Origin of the sequence: Rheinheimera sp. KL1 (assembly GCF_001275035.1) — a bacterium.
GTDB classification, from domain to species: Bacteria; Pseudomonadota; Gammaproteobacteria; order Enterobacterales; family Alteromonadaceae; genus Pararheinheimera; species Pararheinheimera tangshanensis.
Genome location: NZ_LAMX01000025.1, coordinates 52169 through 78823 on the forward strand (window position 1 = coordinate 52169; position 26655 = coordinate 78823).

Annotated in this window: 20 protein-coding genes and 1 pseudogene; 7 read left to right on the forward strand and 14 right to left on the reverse strand. The window is 46.4% G+C overall.

Annotation, left to right across the window (positions count from 1 at the left end):
* Positions 1-26 precede the first annotated feature (26 nt).
* Positions 27-1997, reverse strand: coding sequence for a beta-galactosidase (locus tag WH43_RS13860; RefSeq protein WP_053425256.1), 1971 nt, complete (start codon positions 1995-1997; stop codon positions 27-29).
* 196 nt (positions 1998-2193) lie between these two features.
* On the opposite strand from WH43_RS13860, the gene WH43_RS13865 reads away from it, so the two are divergent.
* Positions 2194-4326 (forward strand): alpha-galactosidase, encoded by a 2133-nt coding sequence (locus tag WH43_RS13865; RefSeq protein ID WP_053425199.1) that lies wholly within the window; start codon positions 2194-2196, stop codon positions 4324-4326.
* A gap of 62 nt (positions 4327-4388) precedes the next feature.
* On the opposite strand, the gene WH43_RS13870 is transcribed toward WH43_RS13865, so the two are convergent.
* Positions 4389-5087: a FadR/GntR family transcriptional regulator gene (locus tag WH43_RS13870; RefSeq protein ID WP_053425200.1), complete on the reverse strand. Its 699-nt coding sequence runs from the start codon at positions 5085-5087 to the stop codon at positions 4389-4391.
* Between the two features lie 226 nt (positions 5088-5313).
* On the opposite strand from WH43_RS13870, the gene WH43_RS13875 reads away from it, so the two are divergent.
* Complete coding sequence (locus tag WH43_RS13875; RefSeq protein ID WP_221411403.1) at positions 5314-6057, forward strand: SDR family NAD(P)-dependent oxidoreductase; 744 nt, start codon at positions 5314-5316, stop codon at positions 6055-6057.
* Positions 6058-6150: 93 nt separating this feature from the next.
* Here the strand turns inward: WH43_RS13875 and glpD are convergent, their stop codons facing one another.
* The 6 genes from glpD to galE all read right to left on the reverse strand — a co-directional run bounded on the left by glpD (position 6151) and on the right by galE (position 14284).
* Complete coding sequence (gene glpD, locus WH43_RS13880) at positions 6151-7674, reverse strand: glycerol-3-phosphate dehydrogenase (RefSeq protein ID WP_053425202.1); 1524 nt, start codon at positions 7672-7674, stop codon at positions 6151-6153.
* A gap of 242 nt (positions 7675-7916) precedes the next feature.
* Entirely contained in the window at positions 7917-9398 is a 1482-nt protein-coding gene (gene glpK / locus WH43_RS13885; RefSeq protein WP_053425203.1) for a glycerol kinase GlpK, read from the reverse strand.
* A gap of 215 nt (positions 9399-9613) precedes the next feature.
* Entirely contained in the window at positions 9614-11002 is a 1389-nt protein-coding gene (locus tag WH43_RS13890) for an alpha/beta hydrolase family protein (RefSeq protein ID WP_082335799.1), read from the reverse strand.
* Positions 11003-11063: 61 nt separating this feature from the next.
* Positions 11064-12230: a galactokinase gene (gene galK, locus WH43_RS13895; protein WP_053425204.1), complete on the reverse strand. Its 1167-nt coding sequence runs from the start codon at positions 12228-12230 to the stop codon at positions 11064-11066.
* A complete protein-coding gene (locus WH43_RS13900) occupies positions 12220-13269 on the reverse strand; it encodes a UDP-glucose--hexose-1-phosphate uridylyltransferase (protein ID WP_053425205.1) in 1050 nt (349 codons plus the stop codon). Before WH43_RS13900 ends, galK begins: the two co-directional genes overlap by 11 nt.
* Complete coding sequence (gene galE, locus WH43_RS13905) at positions 13262-14284, reverse strand: UDP-glucose 4-epimerase GalE (RefSeq protein ID WP_053425206.1); 1023 nt, start codon at positions 14282-14284, stop codon at positions 13262-13264. The genes WH43_RS13900 and galE overlap by 8 nt, the downstream gene beginning before the upstream one ends.
* 224 nt (positions 14285-14508) lie before the next feature.
* On the opposite strand from galE, the gene WH43_RS13910 reads away from it, so the two are divergent.
* Entirely contained in the window at positions 14509-15528 is a 1020-nt protein-coding gene (locus WH43_RS13910) for an oxidoreductase (protein ID WP_053425207.1), read from the forward strand.
* Positions 15529-15532: 4 nt separating this feature from the next.
* Positions 15533-16720 carry a serine hydrolase domain-containing protein gene (locus WH43_RS13915; RefSeq protein WP_082335793.1) on the forward strand — a complete coding sequence of 396 codons (1188 nt, stop codon included), beginning with the start codon at positions 15533-15535 and terminating at the stop codon, positions 16718-16720.
* Here WH43_RS13915 and WH43_RS13920 read toward each other — a convergent pair.
* The 4 genes from WH43_RS13920 to WH43_RS20725 form a co-directional block, all read right to left on the reverse strand.
* On the reverse strand, positions 16693-17745 hold the full coding sequence (locus WH43_RS13920) for a glycoside hydrolase family 16 protein (protein ID WP_053425208.1): 1053 nt from the start codon (positions 17743-17745) through the stop codon (positions 16693-16695). The two genes, WH43_RS13915 and WH43_RS13920, sit on opposite strands and share 28 nt — an antisense overlap.
* A 79-nt stretch (positions 17746-17824) precedes the next feature.
* Positions 17825-19000: a GGDEF domain-containing protein gene (locus tag WH43_RS13925; RefSeq protein ID WP_053425209.1), complete on the reverse strand. Its 1176-nt coding sequence runs from the start codon at positions 18998-19000 to the stop codon at positions 17825-17827.
* Between the two features lie 234 nt (positions 19001-19234).
* A complete protein-coding gene (locus WH43_RS13930; protein WP_286049754.1) occupies positions 19235-20074 on the reverse strand; it encodes an HD-GYP domain-containing protein in 840 nt (279 codons plus the stop codon).
* A 23-nt stretch (positions 20075-20097) separates the two neighbouring features.
* Positions 20098-20487 carry a DUF3391 domain-containing protein gene (locus tag WH43_RS20725; protein ID WP_286049755.1) on the reverse strand — a complete coding sequence of 130 codons (390 nt, stop codon included), beginning with the start codon at positions 20485-20487 and terminating at the stop codon, positions 20098-20100.
* A 342-nt stretch (positions 20488-20829) separates the two neighbouring features.
* Between WH43_RS20725 and WH43_RS13935 the strand changes: the two genes are divergently transcribed.
* Complete coding sequence (locus tag WH43_RS13935; RefSeq protein WP_053425210.1) at positions 20830-21561, forward strand: FadR/GntR family transcriptional regulator; 732 nt, start codon at positions 20830-20832, stop codon at positions 21559-21561.
* Positions 21562-21638: 77 nt separating this feature from the next.
* On the opposite strand, the gene araD1 is transcribed toward WH43_RS13935, so the two are convergent.
* Together araD1 and WH43_RS13945 are read right to left on the reverse strand one after the other, a co-directional pair.
* Positions 21639-22634: an AraD1 family protein gene (gene araD1, locus WH43_RS13940; protein WP_053425211.1), complete on the reverse strand. Its 996-nt coding sequence runs from the start codon at positions 22632-22634 to the stop codon at positions 21639-21641.
* Positions 22635-22866: 232 nt separating this feature from the next.
* Positions 22867-23819 (reverse strand): annotated as a pseudogene (locus tag WH43_RS13945) (glycoside hydrolase family 43 protein).
* A 240-nt stretch (positions 23820-24059) separates the two neighbouring features.
* On the opposite strand from WH43_RS13945, the gene WH43_RS13950 reads away from it, so the two are divergent.
* Complete coding sequence (locus tag WH43_RS13950) at positions 24060-25799, forward strand: IlvD/Edd family dehydratase (RefSeq protein ID WP_053425212.1); 1740 nt, start codon at positions 24060-24062, stop codon at positions 25797-25799.
* A gap of 71 nt (positions 25800-25870) precedes the next feature.
* Entirely contained in the window at positions 25871-26641 is a 771-nt protein-coding gene (locus WH43_RS13955) for an SDR family NAD(P)-dependent oxidoreductase (protein WP_053425258.1), read from the forward strand.
* Positions 26642-26655: the final 14 nt, after the last annotated feature.

A 26655-nucleotide genomic window follows, 5' to 3' on the forward strand; every position in this document is an offset into this window, starting at 1 on the left:
GGCGCCGCGAAACGCCCCGATGGGTGTTAGCGAAGGCGCAGTACAGCCAGGTCATAAGGCTGAATAGTCGAACTGCCGATCAGAAAATCAGCATGTTGAGGCGCTACAACCTGTTGGACTTTGGCACTGTAGTTAAAGATAAAATGTAAGTTACCACGCTGGACTGATCGCAGGCTTTCATCAAGCCGCAATATTGGCAACTGAAGTTCATTCGCCAAATCTGCAAACAAATCCACTAAAAAGCTATTACAGCTTAACGTTGCAACGTACAGAGTGCGACCGTCACGGGCCACAGCCGGCGTTTTATCATGGTAGCTTGCTATAACACGAGTGTTCGCACTGAGCTCCAGTTCTTCCCGCCATTGAGTGCTCTGATAGCTGTTGCCTGACTTTGTTGCCAGCTCTAACTCTTCATAACAATCTGGCCGGATAGTTTCAGTACTTAATACCTTCACTCCAATCAATTGTTGCAACAAGCCTGGTCCGAGGTTCGGCACTAAGGTTAATTCTAAGGTTTTAGCGCCACTACGTGGGCCAAATACCAGCAGAGCTGAAGAGGCTTTACAGCGATCGACAAAGCTCTGGCTCACAATAGGCATACAAGGTGCAATAATTAACTGGTACGGGCTGAGATCATGTTCCGGAGAAATAAAATCTACCGCCAGACCCAATTGACGTAAAGCACTGTACCAGCCGAATTCTACTTTATGCTGATTGAAGCTGTCACCCTGGCGCTCAATTTCAGTCACCCATTGATTTTCAGTGGTCATTACGATGGCCACTTTGGCCTGAACGGGCTGCTCTGCCAGATCTGTAATGAGTTTTAATTCATCACGCACCTGTGCAATTTCGGCATAGGCTGCTGCTCTGGAATTATCATTTCTTTTGATCCCTGCATGCATTTGTTCCTGTGCAAATGGAACCTGGCGCCAGCGGAAGTAGCAGACTGCTTCTGCACCATGAGCAAAAGCCTGCCATGACCAGAGACGCACCATTCCTTTCTCTGGTCTTGGGTTATGCCGTGCCCAGTTTACTGGTCCTGGTTGTTGCTCCATTACCCAAAAACTACTATTGCTAATTCCGCGGCTTTGGTCAAAGGCATAACTGGAAAAATCCGGGTGGCCAGTGCGCATATATTTTTTAAACTGTGCGACTGGCGCATCGCCAAAAAATAGATCGGTTCGTCCTAATGGATAGTTATCGTAACTGACAAAGTCGAGTTTTTTTGCTAATGCAAAATTGTCGGTTTGGGTATCGTGCATAGGAATAAAGTTGTGGGTGACAAATTGTCCAGGAGCATGAGCCCGTATTACATCAACCATTTCGTCATGGAATTTGACCACCTGATCTGAGCTAAAACGTCGGTAGGCCAGTTGATGAGAGGGACTGGTTTCAGTCACTGCCAGAATAGGCAATTCAATTTGCTCAAAAGTCTGATATTCCATCGACCAGAATACATTACCCCAGGCCTGGTTTAATTTATCTATGGTGCCGTAAAACTGCTTACACCAGCGCTGAAACGCAATTTTCGCATTCTGGCTACCGCTATGGGCTGTGTCATGGCATGCAATTTCGTTGTCTGTCTGCCAGCCACAAATGGCAGGATGAGTACCATAACGCTTTGCCACTACTTGTGATATCCGCATGGCTTCGCGACGGTAGTTTTCACTGGAAAAATCATAGTGGCGACGAGAGCCGAAACCGCGAACTGTGCCTGTTTTAATGTCAACAGGCAAAATATCAGGATAAAGATCAATTAACCATTTAGGTGGGGTTGCTGTAGGTGTACACATGATGACGCTTAACCCAGCTTGCGCCAGAGTATCGATAGCGCGATCAAGCCATTCAAAATGGAACACTCCTGGTGCAGATTCTAATCTGGACCAGGCAAACTCACCGATCCGCACATAACGAAGGCCAAGTTCAACCATTTCTCTGGCATCTTCAGCCCAGAGTGATTCCGGCCAGTGTTCCGGATAATAACACACACCTAACATAAAAAACTCCCTATGACCTTTGCGAAAAAACTGAATGAAATCACGATGCTGTTTCATAGCTACCTGTCTTCATCAGCAACTTGAATACAGGATATTATTAATTGTATGATATATAATATTATTATTTATGCTGACTGTCTAATGCTCTGTACATTTGCATCAGCTTGATTGTTCGCTTTGCCAAAGGAATTTACCTATGAGTGCTATTCCCTCGTATATCCGGCTGGAAAGTCAGTCGCTGAGCTTGTTATTGGACTGCCGAAACCGTACGCCTGCTTTGTTGTATTTTGGCAAAAAGTTAACTGAAGCCACGACGGCACAGATGCTGACTCTGCTGAGCACAAGGCAAGAAGCGAAGTGTTCTGTTGTGATTGAAGCTCCTATTTCATTGACACCCCTAAATGCAGAGGGATTTACCGGAGCGCCTGGCCTTGAATTAAGTAATGAGCAGCAGGCCTGGTCAGTTGGGCCACAACTGACCGAAGTGCGGCAGTTATCGTTGCATGAGGTTGAGTTAGTCAGCGTCGATTTACTCAGGAATATTGAACTAACACATCTGCTGTCCTTAGATGAACAATACGACGTTGTAAAGGCATCAACTGCAGTCCGTAACCTTGCTGCAGAACCTGTACAGATGCATTGGTGTGCTGCTCCGACCTTTATGTTGCCTGATCACTTAACGCAACTGACCAGCTTTGAAGGCCGTTGGTCTAATGAATTTCAACGTCGCACTATCGATTTGTTTTTGGGGAGTTTTTTGCGGGAAAATCGCAAAGGAAAAACCTCACACGATAACTTTCCGGGCGTTTTAGTCCATGGCAAAAATACCTCTGAACAGCAAGGGGAGTGTTTTGGTTTTCACTTAGCCTGGTCTGGTAATCACCGCACTCGAGTAGAGCTGCTTGCTGAGGGGCGCAGCTACCTTCAGATGGGAGAGCTGCTGTTACCCGGAGAAATGATTTTACAGCAAGGCGAAAGTTATCAAAGCCCTGTGTTGTATGCCTCATGGTCTGATCAGGGGTTTAGTGCCTTATCGCGCAACTTCCATGCGTTTGTGCGTCACCGCCTGTTGAGCAAAGCGCAGCGCAGCAAGCCACGACCAGTGCATTACAATACCTGGGAGGGGATCTACTTTCAGCATGATGTTGAGACACTAAAAACTCTCGCTGATGAGGTTGCAGCTCTTGGGGTAGAACGTTTTGTGTTAGACGATGGATGGTTTAAAGGCCGGCGTGGTGATTTTGCAGGTTTAGGCGACTGGACTGTGGATGCTAGTGTTTACCCGCAAGGGCTATCACCGCTGATTAATCATGTGAACTCGCTTGGCATGGAGTTTGGTATTTGGTTTGAGCCGGAGATGGTGAATCCGGATAGTGATTTATATCGTGCACACCCGGATTGGGTATTACAGACCAGCGGTAACCCGCAACTTAGATTCCGTAACCAACTAGTGCTGGATTTAAGCCGTGCCGAAGTGACTGACTATTTGTTTACTTCCATCGACGCCATCTTAAGTCACTACCCACTGATCCGTTATATCAAATGGGATATAAATCGTGATCTGAATCATCCGGGCAATGCACTGGGCAAGCCTGCAGTGCATCAACAGACAAAAGCCTTATATGCGCTGATTGACCGCATTAAAGCCGCGCACCCTGGTTTAGAAATTGAAAGCTGCTCTTCTGGTGGGGCACGTATTGATTATGGCGTACTTGCACATACCGACAGAGTATGGACCTCAGACTCTAACGATGCATTGGACAGATTGCAGATCCAGCGGGGCTGCTCATTTTTCTTCCCATCCAATGTGATGGGTGCTCATGTAGGGCCGCGTGATTGCCATATTACCGGCCGTCGTGTGACTTTAGAAATGCGCGCAGCTGTCGCTATGTTTGGCCATATGGGGATTGAGATGGACCCCAGAGAGCTGACGCCTGAGGAAAAAGTGGCACTTAAGGCCGCGATTCAACTGCATAAACAGCATAGGGAGTTTATTCACCAAAGCGATTTATACCGGCTTGACAGCGATGGTGACTGCATAAATTTTGGCTTGGTGAATACAGACAAAACCAAAGCTTTGTTCACTTATAACGTAGTTCGGGAAACTGCACGTACATTGCCGGCCCGTTATCGATTTACTGGTCTGGATGCAAAACGTCAGTACCGGATCAGTTTAATCTGGCCAACTCAGTTGAAGGAGTATTCTCCGTCGATACTAAGGCTTATTCAGGGTGAAATACTCAGTGCAGAAGCGTTAATGAGTTTTGGTATGCAACTGCCAATAGTTCATCCGCAAAGCTCATTGGTGTTTGAATTAGTAGCAGTATAAAGAGAGTGGTAGTGACGAGCTCTGCTGAAGGTCAGAGCTCGTCTTTTTTGCGGTAGTACAGACTAGAGTTTAGATTCAATCAGTTCCAACACTTCGTCCAGAATGGCTTCGACCGCTTTTTTTGCTTTGTCCGGGTTGCGGGACTTTATAGTTTCCAGGATTTCTGCATGCTTTTGCACATCGGCGCCCGGCACACCCTTAATCCTGTTAGTGTAACGAATACTGACATGCAACGCCGTACTAATAAACTCAGAGAGTTGTAAGAAAAATCTGTTATTGCTTGCGACCAGCATAGCGGTATGAAAGGCTATATCTGCTTCTAGCGGATCGTCCAGACCTTTGTCTGCGTCAACCATCCGCGCCAGCGCTTTTTCGATATCAGCCAACTGCTGATATGTGGCAGTGACTGCGGCCAATGCCGCAACCTGAGGTTCCATCGCAATCCGTACCTGAGTAAATTCTTTCAGTAATGAAAGTGAAGGTTTGCTGCTTAAAATCCATTTTAATACGTCAGTATCAAACATATTCCAACTGCTTTCAGGTAAAACCCGGATCCCTTGTTTTGGCCTAGACGAGATAAGGCCCTTGGCTGAAAGCATTTTGACCGCTTCCCTCGTGGAACTTCGACTGACATCATATTTAATGCAGAGGTCGGCTTCTGAAGGAAGACCGGTTCCAACAGGATAAACCCCCTGAACTATGGCTAAACCTAAATCATAGGTAAGTTTATGTGTCAGATTATGCGTTTGAGAACTCTTCATCAGCCAACCACTTCTTAAATTTTATTAATGTAATATATCATATTAAAATACATACAGTTGCGATATAAGTTTTTTGTCCTGAGCAGGTTTCTTTGGTTATAACTTGACTATCGACCCCGTATAGCTTTATTTTCACGACTCAACCGCCAATCTCCTTAAAACGTTTAAGAAAACAATAGTATCAAATCAAACAATATCGGAGTTCATCAGGTTGCAGGAAGCTACAGTGTATCCAAGTCTAAGCCAAAAAGTGGTGTTCATTACCGGCGGAGCAAGCGGAATCGGGGCTGCTATGGTTCGTGCTTTTGCTGCGCAACAGGCTCAAGTTGCTTTTATTGACGTTGATCTAGATGCAGCTGAAACCTTACAGCAAGAGCTTTCCTCCAGTCAGCTTTGGTTTCGACAGGTGGATGTGCGTCAACCGTCTTTGCTTCAAAAGGCCATTCAGGATGCCGCAAAAGATCTGGGTGCTTTTGATGTGCTGGTAAATAATGTTGCCAACGATAAACGCCAACCTACTGCAGAAGTAACATCGATGGACTGGCAACAATGTATGCAAGTGAATTTGGATCCGGCGTTTTTTGCTTCACAAAGCGCTTTTGAGTTAATGAAAGTACAGCAGCATGGCTGTATTATTAATTTCAGTTCCATCAATGCACTCGTAGGTCAGCAACAGATGGCAGGTTATGTGACTGCAAAGGCAGGCATTATTGGCATGACCAAAGCGCTGGCGAAAGATTATGGCAACGCCGGTATTCGTGTGAATGCAATTTTACCTGGCTGGGTCGCTACTGAGCGTCAGCTTGCGACCTGGTTTACCTCTGAAGAACAGCAAAAATGGTTGGAGTCTTCTGCCATCAAACGTTTAATTACGCCACGAGACATTGCCAATTTAGCCTTGTTTCTGGCGTCTGATCAAAGTGCCTTAATTACAGGCCAAACCATCAGTGTGGACGGTGGCCGAACTTAATACGAAACTCGTCATCAATCCAGATCCGGCATCACAGGTGCCGTTTTTGTCATGCTATTCGCTGGCGTTTGGCTGGTTTGCAAAACCTGGCTTCTACATCGCACTGCAGTTCTGAAATGACTGCATGGGCTGATGACGTTCCTGAATAAAGCATTCTAATTCGGCGGTTTGTTCTGCGGTAAAGTACAAGCCCAGCTTGCTGCGGCGCCATAAGATATCTTCAGCATTTTCAGCCCATTCTTCTTTGAGTAAATAAATGACTTCGGCTTCAAACAGTCCATGACCAAAATGTTGTCCCAGATCTTTTGCTGACATCACTTCTTTTAACAACAAAAAGCTGCGGCTGCCATAACTGCGGACATAGCGCCGTATAATGCTAGTTTGCAGATAGGGATACTGTTGTAACAGAGTGTTAATGAGTGATTCTTTAGAGTCAAAATCACCGCCAGGTAAAGCTTTTTTTGCGGTCCAGGCTGGTCTTGCTCCAGTAAAAAACTGTACTAACTGATCAGTCGCGGCTTCGGCAAGTTTACGGTATGTCGTTATTTTTCCGCCAAAAACAGAAAGTAAGGGAAGTTTACCTTCATCAGTACTTAATTCTAGTTTGTAATCGCGGGTAACTGTTTGAGCGCTATCGGATTCGTCATCCAATAAAGGCCTTACACCGGAAAATGATCCTACTATATCTGCTGTAGTCAGTTGTTTGTTAAAGTAACTATTGCAGATCTGCAGCAAGTAATGCACTTCTTCCTGACTTATGCTGACTTTTGAAGGCTCGCCCTGATACTCCACATCCGTGGTACCAATCAATGTGAAATTATCTTCAAATGGGATCACAAAGATAATACGTTGATCTTTATTTTGTAGCATGTATGCCTGTGGTTGGTCATGCAGCTTAGGGACAACAATATGGCTTCCTTTTACAAGACGCACATTCTGCGGCGATTTCTCTTCCAACGCCTGATCAAATAGTCTGGCGACCCAAGGGCCTCCAGCGTTGACAATAGCTTTTGTTTTGACCTGATAAGGCGCTTGCTGCCGTTGCTGTAGAGTCACTAACCAATGATCGCTTTTTCTTTGAGCAGCAATACACCTGGTTCGGGTGCAAATTGTTGCTCCGTGCTGTCGGGCTGCCAGAGCATTCGTCACTACAAGCCTCGAATCATCCACCCAGCCATCAGAGTATTCAAAACCTTTGCTGATGTGCTTTTGCAGTGGGCTGTCTGTGCCAAAGTGGATGCTCCTGGACGCAGGCAAAGTCACTCTTTTAGCGAGATGATCATAGAGAAATAAACCTAGACGAATGAGCCAGGCCGGACGCAGATGAGGCTGGTGCGGGAGGCGAAATATCATAGGCCACATGATATGTGGCGCATTTTTTAGCAGCACTTCTCGTTCAGCTAATGCTTCTTTGACTAAGCGGAATTCATAGTGCTCTAAATAACGTAATCCGCCATGGATCAATTTGCTACTGTTAGAGGAGGTCGCTGATGCTAAGTCGTTTTGCTCACACAACAGTACCTTCAATCCACGACCTGCACAATCCGCGGCAATACCTGTACCGTTAACGCCTCCACCAATAATCAGGACATCATGACAATTCGCTAGTTCATCCATTTTTTATTCCGTGAAAATAAATCATACAAATAATATATATATCATGATATGGCGGTAGCAATAGACTGACAAGCGCCTTTTAGTCAAATAGATAAAAAAAACGCTGTTAGGTTGGAAGTTGAAGTGGGTGAAGAAGATCAATGGATAAACAGAACTGGTGCAGATGCATCGAAACCTTAGAAAAGGTTAGCTCTGACTCATTCGGTTTTATGCGGACTGAGTGAGCTAACCAAGGCGATTTGCTAAAGTCGGACCTGAGCGACAGCATGCTGCCACTTCGCATATAAGTGGTTGCGTTGCTCAGCACAAAGACTGGGTTCAAAGCGGCGTTCGCAATGCCACAGAGTCGCGAGCTGTGCGGTTGAATGAAAGACTCCGGCATGGAGACCGGCTAAATACACGGCGCCAAGAGCTGTTGTTTCAATCACTTGTGGTCTTTCGACTATAGCGCCTAAAATATCTGCTAAAAAGCTGAGGACCCAGTTGTTTTTCACCATCCCGCCATCAACACGCAGTACTTTAGGTCTTAAGCCATCCCGTTCCATCGCTTTTTGCAAATCTTTAGTTTGATAGCCTACTGATTGCAGTGCGGCTGCCACTATGGTGCTAATGCCTGAATCACGGGTTAATCCCAGAATTGCGCCTCTGGCATTCGGGTCCCAATAGGGAGCACCAAGACCTGTGAAAGATGGAACTAAAAAGACTCCATGGTCCAGGGGAACGTCTTTTACTATTGCTTCACTTTCACCTGCGTGGCGAAGTAGTTTTAAACCCTCAACAATCCATTGCATGGTCGCTCCAGCCATAAAAATACTGCCTTCAATAGCATAAGTGACTTTGCCATTTAAGCGATAAGCAACCGTTGTTAGCAGGCGATTCGTGGATTTCAGCGCGGTATCGCCGGTATTTAGCATCAAAAAGCAGCCTGTGCCATAAGTACTCTTGGCCATGCCCTGGTCAAAACAGGCGTGACCAAATAAGGCCGCTTGTTGATCCCCAGCCATGCCATAAACAGGAATTTCACCACCAAGCCATTCTGCGGCTGTGACACCGAAATCAGCTGAAGAATCTAAGACTTCCGGCAGCATAGACTTTGGGATATCAAACAGTGTCAGTAATTCGTCATCCCATTGCTGGTGATGAATATCAAATAACATAGTACGTGATGCGTTAGTGGCATCTGTGCGGTGTACTTTGCCATTGGTGAGTTGCCAAAGTAAAAAACTATCCACAGTACCAAAAGCCAGTTCACCTGCGGCTGCGCGCTGTTTTGCATCAGGCACGTGGTCCAGGATCCAGCGAATTTTGCTGGCTGAAAAATAGGGATCAAGTAGCAGGCCTGTTTTTGCGTTGATTAATGCCTCTGTTTCGCTACTGTAGATCGATTCACAATAGGCTGTAGTGCGGCGATCTTGCCAGACTATGGCGTTGTAGACTGGTTTACCAGTTTTTTTATCCCAGACCAGTGTAGTTTCGCGCTGATTAGTAATGCCTATGGCGATGATATCATCAGCCGTTATATTCAGATCTGCCATCACTTTGCGGCAAGTCCGGAGGACAGAATTCCATAAATCGTCTGGGTTATGTTCAACCCAACCATTTTCCGGGTAGTGCTGGGTAAATTCTTCTGAAGCACAAGCTGCGGTTTTACCTTCAGTTGTAAATGCGATCGCTCTGGAGCTTGTTGTGCCTTGATCAATGGCAAGCAGATAAGACTTCTTCATTTGTTAATTCATATATATCTTATAATATGGCTAGATTGACGGGAAAGTACCGCTTTGGCAACTGAATTTTATAAAAATGGTCGAAGTAGTAATTACAGCTGATGGCCTCAGGAGCGAAGCTCAGGGTAAGTAAAGCATACTGCCAACCCACTACAGGTAAAAGCTGTAGTGGGTGCTGCTTTGAACCTAAGGCGTTTGGCTAGTCCCTGTCGTTATTAGGGTTTTGCTGTCTTTTGCTGCCACGACATTCCAGTTGCATAACGCGGATCAAAACCTCGCCATGTGTCTGGAGTTTTACCATCAACAGGTCTCTGATCGGGGCTTGCTGGTAAATCCAGGTAGGCGCAACGTGCCTGGATCTTTTTAAGATGGCAATCAAACATTGCCAAAGCAAAATGTTTATTGATTTCGTTCAGCGTCCTTGTTGACCAGGCCGGTTCGTAATAGTGGCCAATATCAAGTTCGTTGGCTGATGCTTTAGCGGGAGCCGGATGTGGGGCTATATTGTGTCTGGCATTGTGATAGGTCAGTAGGTACTTATTTGAACTGCCTGTTTTCTGGTAAAGAGACGTTATGCCGTCGTAGCCTGAAATATCATCTAAATCTCCGGCCACATAAAGGACTGGTACTTTTAGCGCTGCGAGTGAGGTGCTCGAGAATAATTGATGTTGTCCGCCCCATGGCGCTAATGCAATAGCGGCTTGCCATGACGAGTCAGGCTGTGTTTTTTCATAGTGGCCACCAGCACAGCTATTTAATAATTTTTGCAAGGCGCTAATTTGTGATGGTTCTTTTAATCCGGTAAAAGCGGCTGTGGTTTGAGCATTAAAATCGTAACAGGCCCCAATGGTGTTTAACGCACCAAATCCGCCCATTGAATAGCCAATCACAGCAGCTTTAGCGCCATCGAGTTGAGATTCTGTCAGCTCAGGAGTGTGCCTGAGCTGCTCTAATACAAACTGTTGATCACGTGAGCGATTTAACAAGGTACTGAGAAAACCTGCAAAGGGAGCCGTTTTCATGTCAATTTCCGCGTTAGTGGAGTCAGTGTGATCAATAGCCGCCACTATATAACCGTGAGATGCCAGATGCTCGCCAAGATAAAACATGATGGTACGATAGCCGGTATAGCCATGTGAGAGCACCACCAATGGGTATTTTTTATCTCCTTTGCGGACCGGAACGTCACGCATAGCTGAAGCTTGTAATTCAAAGCGTGCGCCACTGCGGCTTTGATTTAGGTAAGACGTTTTCTGCTGTGTTGTATCTTCGGCAGCTGGGTACCAGATTTCCAGTGTTAAAGGTCGTGCTTTCATAGTTTGAGAGGCAGGGTCAAAGCGGGCAGGGTCAACTATGGTTACAGTTTTGACCCCAACCGCATAAGAACCTGTGCTTGCAAGTTCTGGCAATACGTCTGTTGTGAGTGGCGGATAAAGTTGCTCAGGTGCATCAACTGCTCTGGTTGCAGCCACTTCAGTGTTCGCATAAATACTAAGAGGCAATGCAAACAGTAGCCAGCCCAGAGCAAGCTTCTGTTGTTTTAGAGCGGACAAGTAAGGTCGATTTCTTATTCGTTTATCTGTTGTACTAGTGTGTGTTGCCATAGCTAAATCCCCCATTGTAGTGCTTGTTATTGTTTTGTAAGGAAAGAACTGATGCCGATCGTCAGCAGTTATTCTGTTGATTGAACAACTCAATCTGTAAGCCACTGCCAGCATGACAAAGATAAAAATCTGCAGTCAGACCAAATTTTTTAGTGTATTGCGCCAGGACGGCCTGCCGTAAAGGCTCAATATGCTCTTCACGGCACAGGCATAAGATGGCGCCACCAAACCCACCCCCTGTCATTCGCACTGCAATTTGATCTTTAAACAGTTGATGGCAAATCTCTACCAGGCCATCCACCGGAGGTACTGTGACTTCAAAATCATTTTGCAGAGACAAGTGAGAGGCTCGCATCAGCTCGCTCAGAGTGAGCATGTCATTAGCAATCAAGGCCTTTTGTGTCGCCAGTACTCTGCTATTTTCAGTAATCACATGACGTGCCCGTCGAAACTCGGTATCGCTTAGCTTAGGTGCTGTATCGTTGAGCAGCTCAAGAGTGGCATGGCGAAGAGTGCGTACGCCCATTTTTTGTGCGGCTTGCTCGCAATCCAGGCGTCGCTGATTATATTCACTATCCACCAGTTTGCGCGGATAATTTGAGTTGATAATCACCAGCTTTATGTCTTCCGGCAGCGGGACCGCAGTAGTTTGCAGATCGCTACAGTCAATCAGCAGGGCATGGCCTTGCTGTCCCTTCGCCGAAATCAACTGGTCCATAATGCCACACTGGCAGTCCATAAATTCATTCTCGGCTTGCTGACCAAATAAAGCGATTTGCTGCAAGCTAAGGCCCAGTGCGCTGATATGGTTAAAGGCGCCAGCTACAGCAACTTCCAGTGCTGCAGAAGAGGAGAGTCCGGCCCCTTGTGGCACATCACTGCTTATCAGGATATCGGCTCCAGCCAGGCTGTGTCCGGCTTTCTTAAGTACATAAGCCATGGCCCGAATGTAGTTACCCCATTGCGAGGGACCGGCTGAAATTGCTTGATCCAGAGCGAAAGAATCATGCTCTCCAGGGTAATTCACCGAGTGCACCACAAGTTGTTGATCAGTCCGTCGTCGAAATAGCACTAAGGTGCGAAAGCCTAATGAGCAAGGAAAGACAAATCCCTGATTGTAATCCGTAAACTCTCCTATCAGGTTGACTCTGCCAGGTGCACTGGCTACTCCTCGTGCTTTGTGTTGATACAGCATCTGAAACTGTTGCTGCAAAGTTTCATACGTCATCAGAATTTCCTTGCTTGTAATGAATAGTGGAGGCTGAACGCAAAATAGACGCTGCAGTTTCTGGAGTAAGATCGCGCTGGCTTTCGGCTAACATTTCATAACCAACCATATGCTTTTTTACTGTAGCTGAGCGCAATAAAGGCGGATAAAAATGGGCGTGTAAGCGCCAGTATGATGCAGAAGAGTCCAGATTTGCTGGCGCATTATGCCAACCCATAGAATAAGGGAAGCTACAGCGAAATAGGTTGTCGTACTTGGTGGTAAGCACTTTTAAGGTTTCTGCAAGCGCACTATTTTGTGCGTCATTCAACGCATCCAGTCTTTGCAACTCGTCCTTAGGCAATACTAAAGTTTCAAATGGCCAGGCCGCCCAAAAAGGTACTACGACAAGCCAATGCTTGTTTTCAAAAACCACCCTGCTGCCATCAGCGATTTCTTTTTCTGCATAGTCCGCAAGCAAGGCTCGGCCATGAAGCTGAAAATAACTGGATTGTTGGGCGTCTTCGCGCTCAATTTCTGTAGATAAATGCGGGTGTGCCCAGATCTGTCCATGTGGGTGCGGCTGCGAACAGCCCATAATAGCCCCTTTATTTTCAAAGACCTGCACACAGTTGTAGCGAAGACTTAATTCCCGGTAATGCTGCTGCCAGGCGGTTATCACTTCGGATAATTCTGTTAACGACATCTCTGGCAGCGTTTTATTATGATCGGGCGAGAAACAAATAACACGGCATTCGCCCTCTGCTGCATCGTATGTAAATAGTGGATCCGTACTTGATTCGGCCTGAGGTGATATAGAGTTTAATGCGCCAAAATCATTTACAAACACATGGGTATAAGAATAGTGCGGATTTGTATCCGAGTTTGCTCGTTGGTTCCCAGGGCACAAAGGACAGGACGGATCGTGTTTTGGTAATTCTTCAGTGGCTACGGCTTCCGTAGCCCCAAGCCATGGTCTGTTATTTCTATGCGGAGAAACCAGTACCCATTCTCCTGATAGTGGATTTTTTCTTCTATGAGTAAACTCAAATTTATTCATCGCTATACTCCAGCCCTTGAGGATAATTCGACTGCCAGCGCCAGGTGTCATCCGTCATCTGTTGCAAGCTATGCTCAGCAGTCCAACCAAGTAATTGATTCGCTTTTGTCGCATCAGCGTAATAACAAGCAACGTCACCAGCTCTGCGCGGTGCCAACGTAAAGGGGATTTCCTTTCCGGCAGAAACAGAGAATGCCCGTATGACCTCAAGCACTGAATGACCTTGACCTGTACCAAGGTTATACGTATGAAAGCCCTTATCTGCCTGATGGTGAAGTAAAGCGGCGACATGGCCTTTTGCTAAATCCATGACGTGAAGATAATCCCGCACCCCTGAGCCGTCTGGAGTGGGGTAATCTGAGCCGTACACCTTAACAAAAGGCCGGCGACCCACCGCGGTTTGAGCGATAAAAGGTAATAGATTGTTGGGTGTTCCTTGGGGACTCTCACCCAGAAGACCGGACGGGTGAGCACCGACCGGATTAAAGTAGCGTAATGACACAGCAAGAAAGTCACTGGCAGCACAGCAGAGATCGTTTACTACTTGTTCTGCCATAATTTTGCTCCAGCCATAAGGGCTGGTGGCACGAAGAGGATGCTGCTCATCAAAAGGCAGGTACTGCGGATCGCCATAAACAGTAGCAGATGAACTAAAAATAATTTTATTCACTCCCACTTTTTGCATTGCCTCTAACAGCGTGAGAGTTGCAGCGACATTATTCTGATAGTAACGCAGTGGCTGTTCTGTTGACTCACCTACGGCTTTTAGTGCAGCAAAATGCAGTACTGCGCTGGCATTGGTTTGACGTAAAGCCTGCTCAAGAGCGACGGCATCCGATACATCCCCTTCGATAAATTCAATGCTGGTCCCGGTGATTTTTTTTAGTTGCTCCAGAACTTTGACACTGGAGTTGACCAAGTTGTCAAAAATCACTGGTGTAATGCCAGCTTCATATAAAGCGATACAGCTATGACTGCCTATATAGCCCATACCGCCTGTAACCAAAACTTTCATTCATTAACCTGAATAGTACTATTTATACGATAAATAGTACTATTCAGGTTTGGATAGATCAAGTCCCAAAATTTGTTCTTAAGAACAGGAATGCTGTCTTGTATCGAGGGGGTTGGTGGGAAGCAATAGTGCCAGTGAGCAAAGCTCTCAGATATTTTCCCCATTGACCTGTTTTAGTGGTATTACAATGACAGCTCAATGAGTGATGCTATTTAGGAGTAGCCATGATCAAAACAGCCGTTATTGGCTATGGTTTGTCTGCCAAAACCTTTCATTTGCCTTTTATTAGCTTACAGCCCGAGCTTGAATTGGTCGCAATCAGCAGTAGTCAGTCTCAGTTACGGCTGGATTATCCGGATATAAAGCATTACTCAAATGGCGATGAGCTTATTCGTTTATCCGATGCTGAGCTGGTGGTAATTACCTCACCTAATGACAGCCATTATCCTTTGGCAAAACAAGCTTTGCTGGCAGGGAAACATGCACTGGTGGAAAAGCCCTTTGTGCTGACAGAGGTACAAGGACAGGAACTGTTTGAACTGGCGGACGAGCAACAACGCCAGCTGTTTGTTTACCATAACAGACGGTTTGACGGCGACTTTCTGACTTTACAGCAATTGCTGCAAACAGGAGAGCTCGGAACTATCCGTTATTTTGAATCACATTTTGATCGTTTCCGTCCTGTTCCCAGACCACGCTGGCGCGAATTGCAGGGGGAGGGAAGCGGGATTTTGTATGATTTGGGGCCGCATTTAATTGATCAGACCATCGCGTTATTTGGTGCACCAAAGGCACTGACAGCCCGTTGTCGTGCGTTACGTCTGGGTAGCGACACTGTGGATTATTTTCATCTTTTATTGCATTACGCCGACAAAGAAGTAGTGCTGCATTCAAGTCCTTTTTCTGCGCATCCAACCACACGTTTTATTCTGCAGGGTGATTTAGGGTCTTATCATAAAACAGGTCTGGATCCGCAGGAAGATGCGCTAAGAGCAGGGCAAAAGCCTGATGGTGCAGGTTGGGGGCAGGAGCCTGCAGCTTTGTACGGTGTAGTGGCTGATGCGCAAGGGCAAAAACCTTATCCAACTTTAGCGGGTGATTATCAGAAGTTTTATCAGCGACTGGTCGCTGCTTTGCAACAAGGTAAACCCCACTTGGTTTCTGCCACCGAAGCTTTGCAAGGCATCCGTTTGATAGAGCTGGCGCTGCACAGTCAACGCCTTGGCCGGACTTTGGATTTTTAACCGCATGCCTGGCCGTATCATTATAGTTTTACTTTGCAGCCTGCTGTGCTGCGGTGCTTTTAGTTCTGCTCAGGCTCAAGAGCTGTTGCGGGCGACGACCCGGGGTGTCATAGCGCAAAGTCTGGAGTCCGATTTTTTCCTACCTCAGAAAAAGCCTGCAGCACAAGGATTGAACGAACAGATACTGCAGCAACTGCTGCTACAAATTCAAAACAAAACCAAGCCGGGTTATCAGCAGGTGCATAGCCTGCTGTTGTATAAATCAGGCGCTTTGGTCCTTGAGCATTATCAAAAGGGCAATAACAACCTGATTAACTTTGAGCAAGGGATACGGTTAGAGCAGGGACAGCAGGATTTTATCTGGCAAGCAGAGGAGCCTCATTATGTGGCTTCTGTCACTAAAGCTGTTACTGCAACTTTAACAGGTATAGCTTTGCATCAGGCGGGGTTAAGTGTCGACAGTACTTTAGCGCAGCTGTTACCTCAGCATGCCGTGATCAAAGCTGATCCGATCAAAGCCAGTATTAGCCTGCATCAGTTATTGTCGATGCAGGCAGGTTTTGTCTGGGATGAATGGGCGGGAGATGATTTAGTAAAGCTGTGGCAACAGCAAAATTTTGTCGATTACCTGCTGCAACAGCCGAATACCGGACCAGGTCAAAGCTGGGCTTATAACAGTGCTTTACCCAATCTGGTATTACAGCTGATACAACGTGAGCTAAAACAGCCGTTGCAGCCTTGGGCTAAACAGCAGTTATTTGATAAGTTAGGTTTTGGTTCTTATCGCTGGGAGACGCAACCCGATGGTGTGCCCGAAGGCTCGGCTCGTTTATGGCTCAGACCCCGCGATATGCTTAAATTGGGAGTTTTGTATCTGCAGTTGGGGCAATGGCAGGGGGAGCAGTTATTACCGCCGGGTTGGGTGCAGCAAATGACCAGCCGTCAGGCAACAAGTCCTGCTGGTGATTACGGCTATTACTTCTGGTTACGACAGCAAGACGGCATTTCTTATTACACAGCAGAGGGTGACGGCGGTCAGTATATTGCCGTATTCCCAAGTTTGGAGATGGTGCTGGTACTGACCCAGGGTAACTATTTGCAATGGCCACTGTATAAAGCTCAGGCGGATCGTATTATCCGCCAGGTGCTGCTGAGCGCCCGGCATCAGAATGCCGGCAAAGCGGGCGGTTGAATCCCCGAAACCTGTGTTGCCATGCTGCTTTTGGTGCCACAGCCAGTGCCATCGGCAGTCTGCGCTGAGCATTGGTAAACCCGGACATAATCCACCACCATCTGCCGGGGCCAGTGCTCAACATCTACTCCTTTTTCATTGACGTTTTCAGGCCAGTGACCACCCACTGCCAGATTCAGCAGTAAATGAAAAGACTGATCAAAAGGTGCCGCCCCCTTGGCTTGTTGCCAGACACCATCCGCGGTTTGGAACTGACTGTACCAGCCCTGTTCAGTTTGAGTGGCATAGTGCACATCATCAACATACCAGCGAATTTCACCTTTTTCCCATTCCAGAGCATACAGATGGAACTGCTCTGTCGGCTTAAAGTCATTGGCTTTGTAGCTGGTCCCCGAATAAACATTTCCCGGCGCTTGCCTGCCATAATGCAAAGTACCATGGACTCTTTGCTCTGTTTGACCCACTGCGGTTACATCGTCTGTGATGGTACCCAGATTTACCGCTTCCATGATGTCAATTTCACCGGAAGACGCCCAGCCACCATAACGCCACTCTGTAGGTAACATCCAAATAGCAGGCCAACTCCCCTGGCCTGATGGCAGCTTAGCTCTAATTTCAAATCGGCCATAGGTCCAGTCACCTTTGCCCTTAGTGCGAAGGCGGGCTGAGGTAAATTCACGGCTGACAGTCAGTTCTGGGTGGTAATCAGGTGAGTCGTCCTGAGCCGCCGGGCCTGCAAAGTTCTCTTTGATGGCCGTGATGGTCAGAACTCCATTCGCTACAGCAGCGTTTTCTGCCCTGTTGGTGTAACACTGGCGTTCGTTGTTGCCACCTCCGGCGCAGTTGACCTCAAAACTCCATTTGGTTAAATCCAATTGCTGGCCTGAGAATTCATCCTGCCAAATCAATTGCCAATCAGGGGAAGAGTCATCTACAGAGATTGATGGCTGATCTGTAGTGCCACAGCCGCTCAAGAGCTGTGTTGCTGCCACTGCAGCGCACACTGAGCATTTTTTGTAGTCCATCAAGCCATCTCATCTAGTTGAAAGAGCTTTCATCTATAGCAGAAACTGACGGACGAACAAAGAGAGTGAAGTGGTTTTGTTAGCTGATCATGGCAGGACAGGCTTTGTTGCGGCCTTCGGCTTTGGCCTGATACATGGCTTTATCAGCCAATGTCAGTAAATGTTCGGCTTTAGCGCCGGGATAGACAGTGATGTAACCCAAACTGGCATTTAGCTCTATTGGATTGTTTTGCCAAATTAACTGACAGCCAGCAAGAGTCGTTCTGATCTTTTCTGCGATCAGCGGTAGTTCAACTGCTGTAACGCCGGGGAAAAGCAGCAGAAACTCCTCACCACCATAACGACTGACCAGATCCTGAGTTCTGACCACAGCAGACAAAGTCGTAGCACAGCGGCGCAAGGCGGCATCTCCGGCGTCATGCCCTAAGCTATCATTAATCTGCTTAAAGTGGTCTAAATCCAATAAAATCAGACTGTAGCTTTGCTGTTGTTTTTGCCATAGGAGGTGCATTTCCTGCAGCTTTTTTAGCACAGCTCTGCGATTCCACAAACCTGTCAGTTGATCCCGTTCAGCAAACTGACGGATTTTGGCGACCAGGCGAGCTAATGCTCCTCCTATCATCACAATATTAATGGTCAGTGTAAGGATCACATAACACCACAACAAAGGCACGGCTTGTGCTGTGTAAGTGGCTACAAAGGTGTCTGTTTCAGTTTCTGGCCACGATAATATCAAAGCCCTGACGAAAAAAATCAGGGTGACCGCATACAAAGGAGCAGACATTAGACAGGCCGCTAAAGAACCAAAATCTTTTTGGATTGCCTGAAAGTTGTTTCTACTGGCAGAGTATAAAAATACTGTGGCTGTGACTGAAAAGAGGATACCTAAAAAGATGGGATGAGGGTGCTGCAGATGAGCAAACAGCATCAACAGGGCTGTAACCAAAAAGATCAGACTGTCGCGTGCTGCAGTAGAGTGCAGTTTGAACAGCTGTTGTATACCCCAGCCAATCAGCATGAAACTGCATAAAATAGCCAGATCAGCAACAAACCAGGTGAGTAACTCAGACTCAGCTGTATACAAAGTAAGCAAATAGATCCCTGAGCCTAACGTCAGGTTTGCAAAAAAGAACCTGATACTAGCCTTGGGTGCTATGCGCAAAGGTTGGGTCATTAAACCCCAGGCTATACCTGCAACAACAGTGAGTAACCAGATAAAAGAGATCAGTAATTCTGATTCAGGATGATTGTTCATAAATTTTTAGTTCTATCCGGCGAGCAATAAAACCAGTTTATTAAACGCTTTGAGTCGTCTGCAAACCAGCAGTTAAAAAATTCAGCGTACTACATCCTGACAGCTGAGCATTGATTTATATACAGAAGTTAAAGAGAGCTTTACAACTGGTCCGACATTATAAAGCGAAATAAAGTATTCAGTTAGCAGAAAATGCTCATATTTCAGCCATTGCTTTGAAGCCATTGACCCGACTCAGTTTTTTTGTTGTACAAAATAACTGACCTGAGCTCTTGGGTTTAAATAGGCAAAAACTTCCGGTGGTAAGGCTTTGGGTTTGATTACTTTTTCAATTGAAAGCTTGTTGGCTTCTAAAGTGACAATAGCGGCTTCAAGTCGCGGTACGTCTGCGTCATAAATCAATACATCGGGGTAGAGCATCGAGTCGGAATTGACTGCCATGACAATACCTACTCTTTTATCCGACAGCATCACCACAGTGCCGGGTGGATAAATGCCCATCATCTTAATCATCACCTTCATTTCCAGATCGCCCAGCTTACCTTTCATGGTTTTATACATCACTGATAAGGCATGATGAGGCGAGCGGGCTTGTGATAGATCGGCTGGATGACAAAGGTTATCGAATTCATTGACTACTGCAACTATGCGAGCGAGCTTATTGATTTGATCCGTTTTTAACCCTGCCGGATAACCGCTACCATCCAGATATTCATGATGCTGCTCCACTACAGCTTTAGCTTCAGTCGGAAATTGTTGGGTTAAACCCAGCAGTTCCAGACCTAGCTTTGGATGAAGTTTGATAAAGTTTTGTTCCGGAGTGGTTAAGGCTGTAGTTTTACGCAAAATCTGGCTAGGGATTTTTAGCTTGCCTACGTCATGAAACATGGCCCCTAAACCGACCCATTTCACTTCGTCCGCGCTGTATTTTAAGTTTTTCGCCAGCATCATCGCCAGAATCGAGACGTTCAGAACATGAAAGTACATTGATTCTTGTTCTTTACCTGCCTGCGAAATCAGATGCAACACTAGTGCGTCTTCACTCAGGATGGTGTCTGCTAAATTACTGATCAACTGAGTGGCGTCTTCTATCGCATTCAGTGGGCGCCCTGAACTTTAGTCATCAGATTACGCACTTGTGCCATAGACTGAGCAAAAGCTTTTTCAGTTTTTTGTAACTCTCGTCTGTGGGCTTTGGCTTGCTCTATACGTTGTTCTTTATCCAGCTGCATTTCGGTGCGTAGCTGCACGTCTGCTAATTCTTGTGTTACAGAACAGTCTGTTGTATCCGTAGGACTTTCCGGAACGACAGAGCTGCGTTCCGGGTAGAAATAGACAAAATCCAGCTCCAGAGACTGAATAATACGCAGCTGCTGCAAAGACTCTACTACCAGTTTATTGGTCAGAAAAGGATGTTTCATCCAACCGACAGGCAATTTGATGGCGTAACCGAGCTTAATGTCTTTTGGTGCTATTTTGACGGGCAATTAAAGGACCACCTCTGTAGAGTTTTACCTACTGGCAAAACGGACGATCTTATAAATAATAACCAGTATAAATGCAATATCGAATTACAGATTTTATCAATTAAACCCTTCACTCATCGGCCAGTGAAAAAGTAATCAACAGAGGCAAGGCCCTGCTTTACTATGGCTTGAATATTGCTATTTAGTACCTTAATGCCTATGATTTTTTGTGGGCTTATTATGAAAAACTAATGAAATCAGGCTGCTGTTAGGTTTTTTAGCAGTAAATCGGTTAACATAAATCCTATTATAGTAAGAATTTGATTCTGGCCTGAATTGCAGGTCGATGTTTAGGGGATCTGCATGGCAAATCAGTTAAAAAGCCGACCTCAAAGTATTCATGGCTGGGTGGCGGAAGAATTAGGCACCCGTATCGTCAGTGGCATTTATTCGCCAGGTGAATATATTCCGAATGAAACCACTATAGGTGAAGAACTGGGGGTGTCCCGCACAGCGCTACGTGAAGCTTTTAAAATTCTGACTTCTAAAGGGTTACTGGAGTCGAGGCCTAAACTGGGTACCCGCATTCGGCCACGTAAGCACTGGAATATGTTCGATAGTGAAATTTTAAGCTGGTGTTTTGAATCGAAACCCTCACCACAGTTTTTTATCTCCTTGTTTGAAATTCGCGAGATTTTTGAACCTGCAGCAGCAGAGTTGGCCGCAAAAAACCGTAGTGAAGAACAGGCTGTGGTATTAGGTGCAGCCTATGAGGCGATGGAAAAAGCCGAAATTGGCACTGATGCTGTGTTCTCCAGCGATCTGGAGTTTCATATGGCGGTGTTGGATGCCACCAATAATGAATTTATGATTTCCTTAGGCATGACGATACAAACCGCTTTAATGGGCTTGTTCCGTTTAAGCAGTGCTATAGCGGAAGAGTATGTCGATTCGTTGCCCGGTCATAAAGCTGTGTATCAGGCGATAGCATCAGGTGATGCAGCCAAAGCAAAAATAGAGATGTTCCAACTGCTGGCTAAATCGAAAGAAAACTTAGAATACGCCTTAAAAAATCTGGCACAACAGCCGGATTAATAAAAATGGAGTCAGATCACATGAGTTATGCGTAACCAATGTGAGCTGACCCTATTTTAGATTCAAGATTACTGACCCTATAGCATTTTCACTTTCAAAGGCTGTTTGGTACTCATAGCAAGAGTATTACGCAGCGCTAACCCAAAGGCTGGGGCTTCAATTTCAAATACATCACCGGCCTGAGTTTCAATACCATCTCCAAAACTTAAAGTAGCTGTACCAAAGTAATGCAGATGCGCATCGCCAGGGCGGCAGAATAAATCGTATTTAAAGTGGTGATGTTCCAAGTTGCTGATGCTGTGCGACATATTGTCTTCACCGCTGACAAAAGCTTTTTGCCACAGTAATTTGCCGTCGCGGTAAATACGTGAGGTGCCTTCGATATGAGCGGGTAAATCGCCAAGCAGCAATTCCGGGCCTACAGCACAAGGCCGCAATTTTGAATGCGCCAGGTATAAATAATTCAGCCGTTCGGTTTTGTGATCGGAGAATTCATTACCTAAAGCAAAGCCAAGTCGCCAGGGCTGACCTTCAGCATCATTGATATAGACCCCAACAATTTCAGGTTCTTCGCCGCCATCTAAAGCAAAAGAAGGAGAAAACAACTGTGCACCGGGGGACACCACTATGCTGCCATCTCCTTTATAAAACCATTCAGGTTGCACACCGGTTTCACCTGCAGCAGGTTTACCGCCATCCAGACCTAACTTAAACATTTTCATGGTATCAGTCAGTTCAGCCACTGCTTTGCCACTGGTTTGCGCATGCATGTTGGCACGGGTATCGGCGCTGCCTAAGTGAGTCAGGCCAGTGCCTGTGACCAGCAAATGCGCTTGGTCCGGATGATCAAAAGGCGCCAGTAAACGGCCTTCTGTGACTATAGCCTGATAATCCAGTTTCTGATCAGCAACCAGTTCTGTGACGAGCTGCTGTAATGGTTTTTTCGCAGTTAAGGCTTGATTTGCCAGCTGATAGACAGTCTGCACGCCTTCTAATGGCTGCACCTCAGTGCCGGATAACACCAGTGCCACAGCGCGTTGCTGATCTGGAGTCACAAATTGAATTAAACGCATCGCACATCCTCGTTAATTTATTTGTATTACAATACCATTAATATCTGGTTTCTGTTTTCTGTTGTCAAGCAGAACCCTAAAATCGTTTTGCTGGTTTATGCCCAAATTATCTCCAAAGTAATTGATGTTGCAGCTAGGCGGCAAGCGAGCGAGACCCCAGGAGCATAGTTGTCCTATGTGACTGGGGCGAGGAGCGCAGGCAACAACGCTGCGGCTTCAAGTACGAAGGAGATCAGTCTTTATCCAAACCTTCACTGGTCATAATGACGCGTTTTAAAGTGCCATCTTTGTTGTAATACAACCGGTCTATCGCCACGGAGCGGCGGAATTCGCCGCCATCAGGTTGGGCTGCCCCTGTGTGGTAGATAAAATAATCTTTGCCTTTAAACTCGATAATCGCCTGATGGTTAGTCGGGGAGTTACCTGCGACTTCATTCAGAATGCCCTGATACACCCAGGGCCCGGTGATTTTTTTGCTAGTGGCATAGACAATTTTTTCCGGAAACCCGAGGCATACGACAGGTAATACAAGTCGCCCTTTTTATGCAGCCAAATGGCTTCGGTGAAATTCGGTAGATCCAGACTCTGAATAGGGCCATCCAACTCAATCATATTGGCTTTGAGTTTGGCGTAACGGGGTTTGGTATTGCCCCAAAACAAATAGGCCTGACCATCGTCATCGATAAAAACCGAAGGGTCTATATCATCCCAGTCGATGTCGGTGTCTGTGGTCATATCGTTGGTAATAAGCGCTGTGCCGCGGGCATCTTTGAACGGCCCAAGCGGTGTATCACCTACAGCCACACCGATGGCAAAACCATTGATAGTGGCGTGTCGCACTGTGACATACCAATAAAACTTGCCGTCTTTTTCTATCACTTGTGATGCCCAGGCATCGCCTTTGGCCCAGCTGAAATCTTTGGCTTTGAGTTTAGCGCCGTGGGCCTGCCAGTTTTTCATGTCTTTGGAGGAGAACACCAGCCAGTCATGCATCACAAAAAAGCTGTTATTGTCTTTGGCTTCATCATGGCCTGTGTACAAATAAACAGTGTCGCCAACTACTAAAGCGGCCGGATCAGCAGTGCGTACATCTGTAAATAGCGGATTGGCTGCCCACAGACCAAAGCTGGTCAGGCTCACGGATCCGGTCAGCAGTAAAAAGATAAAAATCTGAACGTTTTTCATAATACCCCTGTCGTGATTTATTAATAATTATCTTATAGTATTACCAATATGACTAATTCGAGCCGGCTGTGCAAAAGTCGCACACATCAAGAGCAGAAAAAATCTCTAATCAAATCAATGGATAGCTAAATCAGCTGCACTGCTTTGGTGAAAATTTTTTACGAACTGCTTGAACTTTGACTCAAGCTTGATGTATTAGTAATACAATATTATTAAATTAAACTGCCTCAGGATTCAACTATGGCCCAAGACGAAAAGAAAAAAGTGCAGCTTCGTTCTGCCAGCTGGTTTGGTACACACGATAAAAACGGTTTTATGTATCGCAGCTGGATGAAGAATCAGGGTATTCCTGATCATCACTTTCAAGGCAAGCCAGTGATTGGGGTTTGTAATACCTGGTCTGAGCTAACGCCTTGTAATGCGCATTTTCGTCAAATCGCTGAACGGGTGAAAAATGGCATCCGTGAAGCCGGTGGTATTCCGGTGGAATTTCCGGTGTTCTCCAATGGTGAATCAAATTTACGTCCAACCGCTATGCTGACACGCAACTTAGCGGCGATGGATACTGAAGAAGCGATTCGTGGCAACCCTATTGATGGTGTGGTGCTGTTGGTTGGCTGTGATAAAACCACTCCCGCCTTATTAATGGGCGCTGCCAGTTGTGACTTACCGACCATAGTAGTCACAGGTGGCCCTATGTTAAACGGTAAACACCATGGCAAAGATGTAGGTTCCGGTACGCTGGTGTGGCAGGCACATGAAGAATACAAAGCGGGCCGTATCAGCCTGGAGCAGTTTATGGATATGGAGGCCAGCATGTCGCGTTCTGCCGGTACCTGTAACACCATGGGCACTGCATCTACTATGGCCTGTATGGCGGAGTCCTTAGGCACAAGCTTGCCTCATAATGCGGCTATTCCTGCTGTGGATTCACGCCGTTATGTGCTGGCGCATTTATCCGGTATGCGAATTGTGGATATGGTGCATGAAGATTTAAAACTGTCGAAAATACTGACCAAAGATGCTTTTATTAATGCGATTCGCACCAACGCTGCTATTGGCGGTTCCACCAATGCAGTGATCCACTTAAAAGCCATAGCGGGTCGTATTGGTGTGGATTTATCTCTGGATGACTGGTCACATGGCAAAGGAGTTCCTACTCTGGTGAACCTACAACCGTCCGGTAAATACCTGATGGAAGAGTTTTATTACTCTGGTGGTTTGCCAGCTGTGCTGCGCCGCCTGGGCGAAAATGGCATGTTAAATAACCATGCCCTGACGGTGAATGGCAAAACCATTTGGGACAATGTCAAAGACTCTGAATGCTATAACGACGATGTGATCCGCACTATGGATAATCCACTAGTTGCCAGTGGTGGCATTTGTATTTTACGTGGCAACTTAGCGCCTCGTGGCGCTGTACTCAAACCTTCAGCCGCTAGCCCGCATTTATTAAAGCATCGTGGTAAAGCCGTGGTGTTTGAAAACTTCGATATGTACAAAGCCCGCATTAATGACCCAGAGTTGGACATCGATGAGAACAGTGTGATGGTGCTGAAAAACTGTGGGCCAAAAGGCTACCCAGGCATGGCCGAAGTCGGCAATATGGGGTTACCGCCTAAGGTGCTGAAAAAAGGCATTAAAGATATGGTGCGTATATCCGACGCCCGAATGAGCGGTACAGCTTTTGGTACTGTGGTGCTACATGTCACGCCTGAAGCCATGGAGTTAGGGCCTTTAGCTGCAGTGCAGGAAGGTGATTATATTCAGCTGGATGCCCCCAATGGTGTGTTGCATCTGGAAGTTTCGGACGAAGAAATCGCCGCACGGTTAGAGAAATTAAAAGCCACGCAGGTGATTATGCGCACTGGTGGTTATCTGGAAATGTATCGCGAACGGGTATTACAGGCTGATGAAGGCTGCGACTTCGACTTTTTAGTGGGTTGTCGTGGTGCTGCGGTGCCAGCTCATTCGCACTAGTTTAGGCATTAGGCCAAGCCTGTCAGGTGGGTGGTGCCAGCCTTTCAGGCTATTTTATACGAGGCAAAACAATGAATTTAACCAATCAGTATCCGAGTCTGCGCCACAAAACTGTATTTATCAGTGGTGGTGGTTCAGGCATTGGTGCTTGTCTGGTGGAAGCTTTTATCGCTCAGGGCGCTAAAGTCGCTTTTGTTGATATTTTAGCAGCGGAATCTGAGGCCTTAGTCGCTGATTTAACTGCACAATATCCAGATGCAGAGCTGAAGTTTTATCACTGTGATTTGTTGAATATTGACGATTTAAAGCAGGTGATAGAACAAGTCAAACAACAGCTGGGTGCTATCAGCGTATTAATCAACAATGCTGCCAGTGATACCAGGCACAACTTCCTTGACGTGACGCCTGAGTATTGGGATCAGCGGGTCAATATCAATTTACGCCATCAGTTTTTTGCCATTCAGGCGGTGTATCCGCAGATGAAAAAGCTGGGCGGAGGTTCCATTATCAATTTAGGTTCGATGAGCTGGTACGAAAGTCAGGGCGGTATGCCTGGCTACACCAGCTCTAAAGCTGCAGTTTTAGGATTAACCCGTGGTCTGGCTCGTGATTTAGGGCCGGATAAAATCCGCGTCAATACCCTAACGCCCGGCTGGGTGATGACTGAACGTCAGTTGAAGTATTGGGTCAACGAAGAAACGGCACGGGATATTGAAAAAAATCAATGCGTCAAAGACAGCCTGATGCCGGAAGATGTGGCAGCTATGGCGCTGTTTTTAGCTTCCGACGACAGCAAATTGTGCACAGCACAAAACTTTATTGTGGACGGTGGCTGGATTTAACTGCTTTTGCGGTG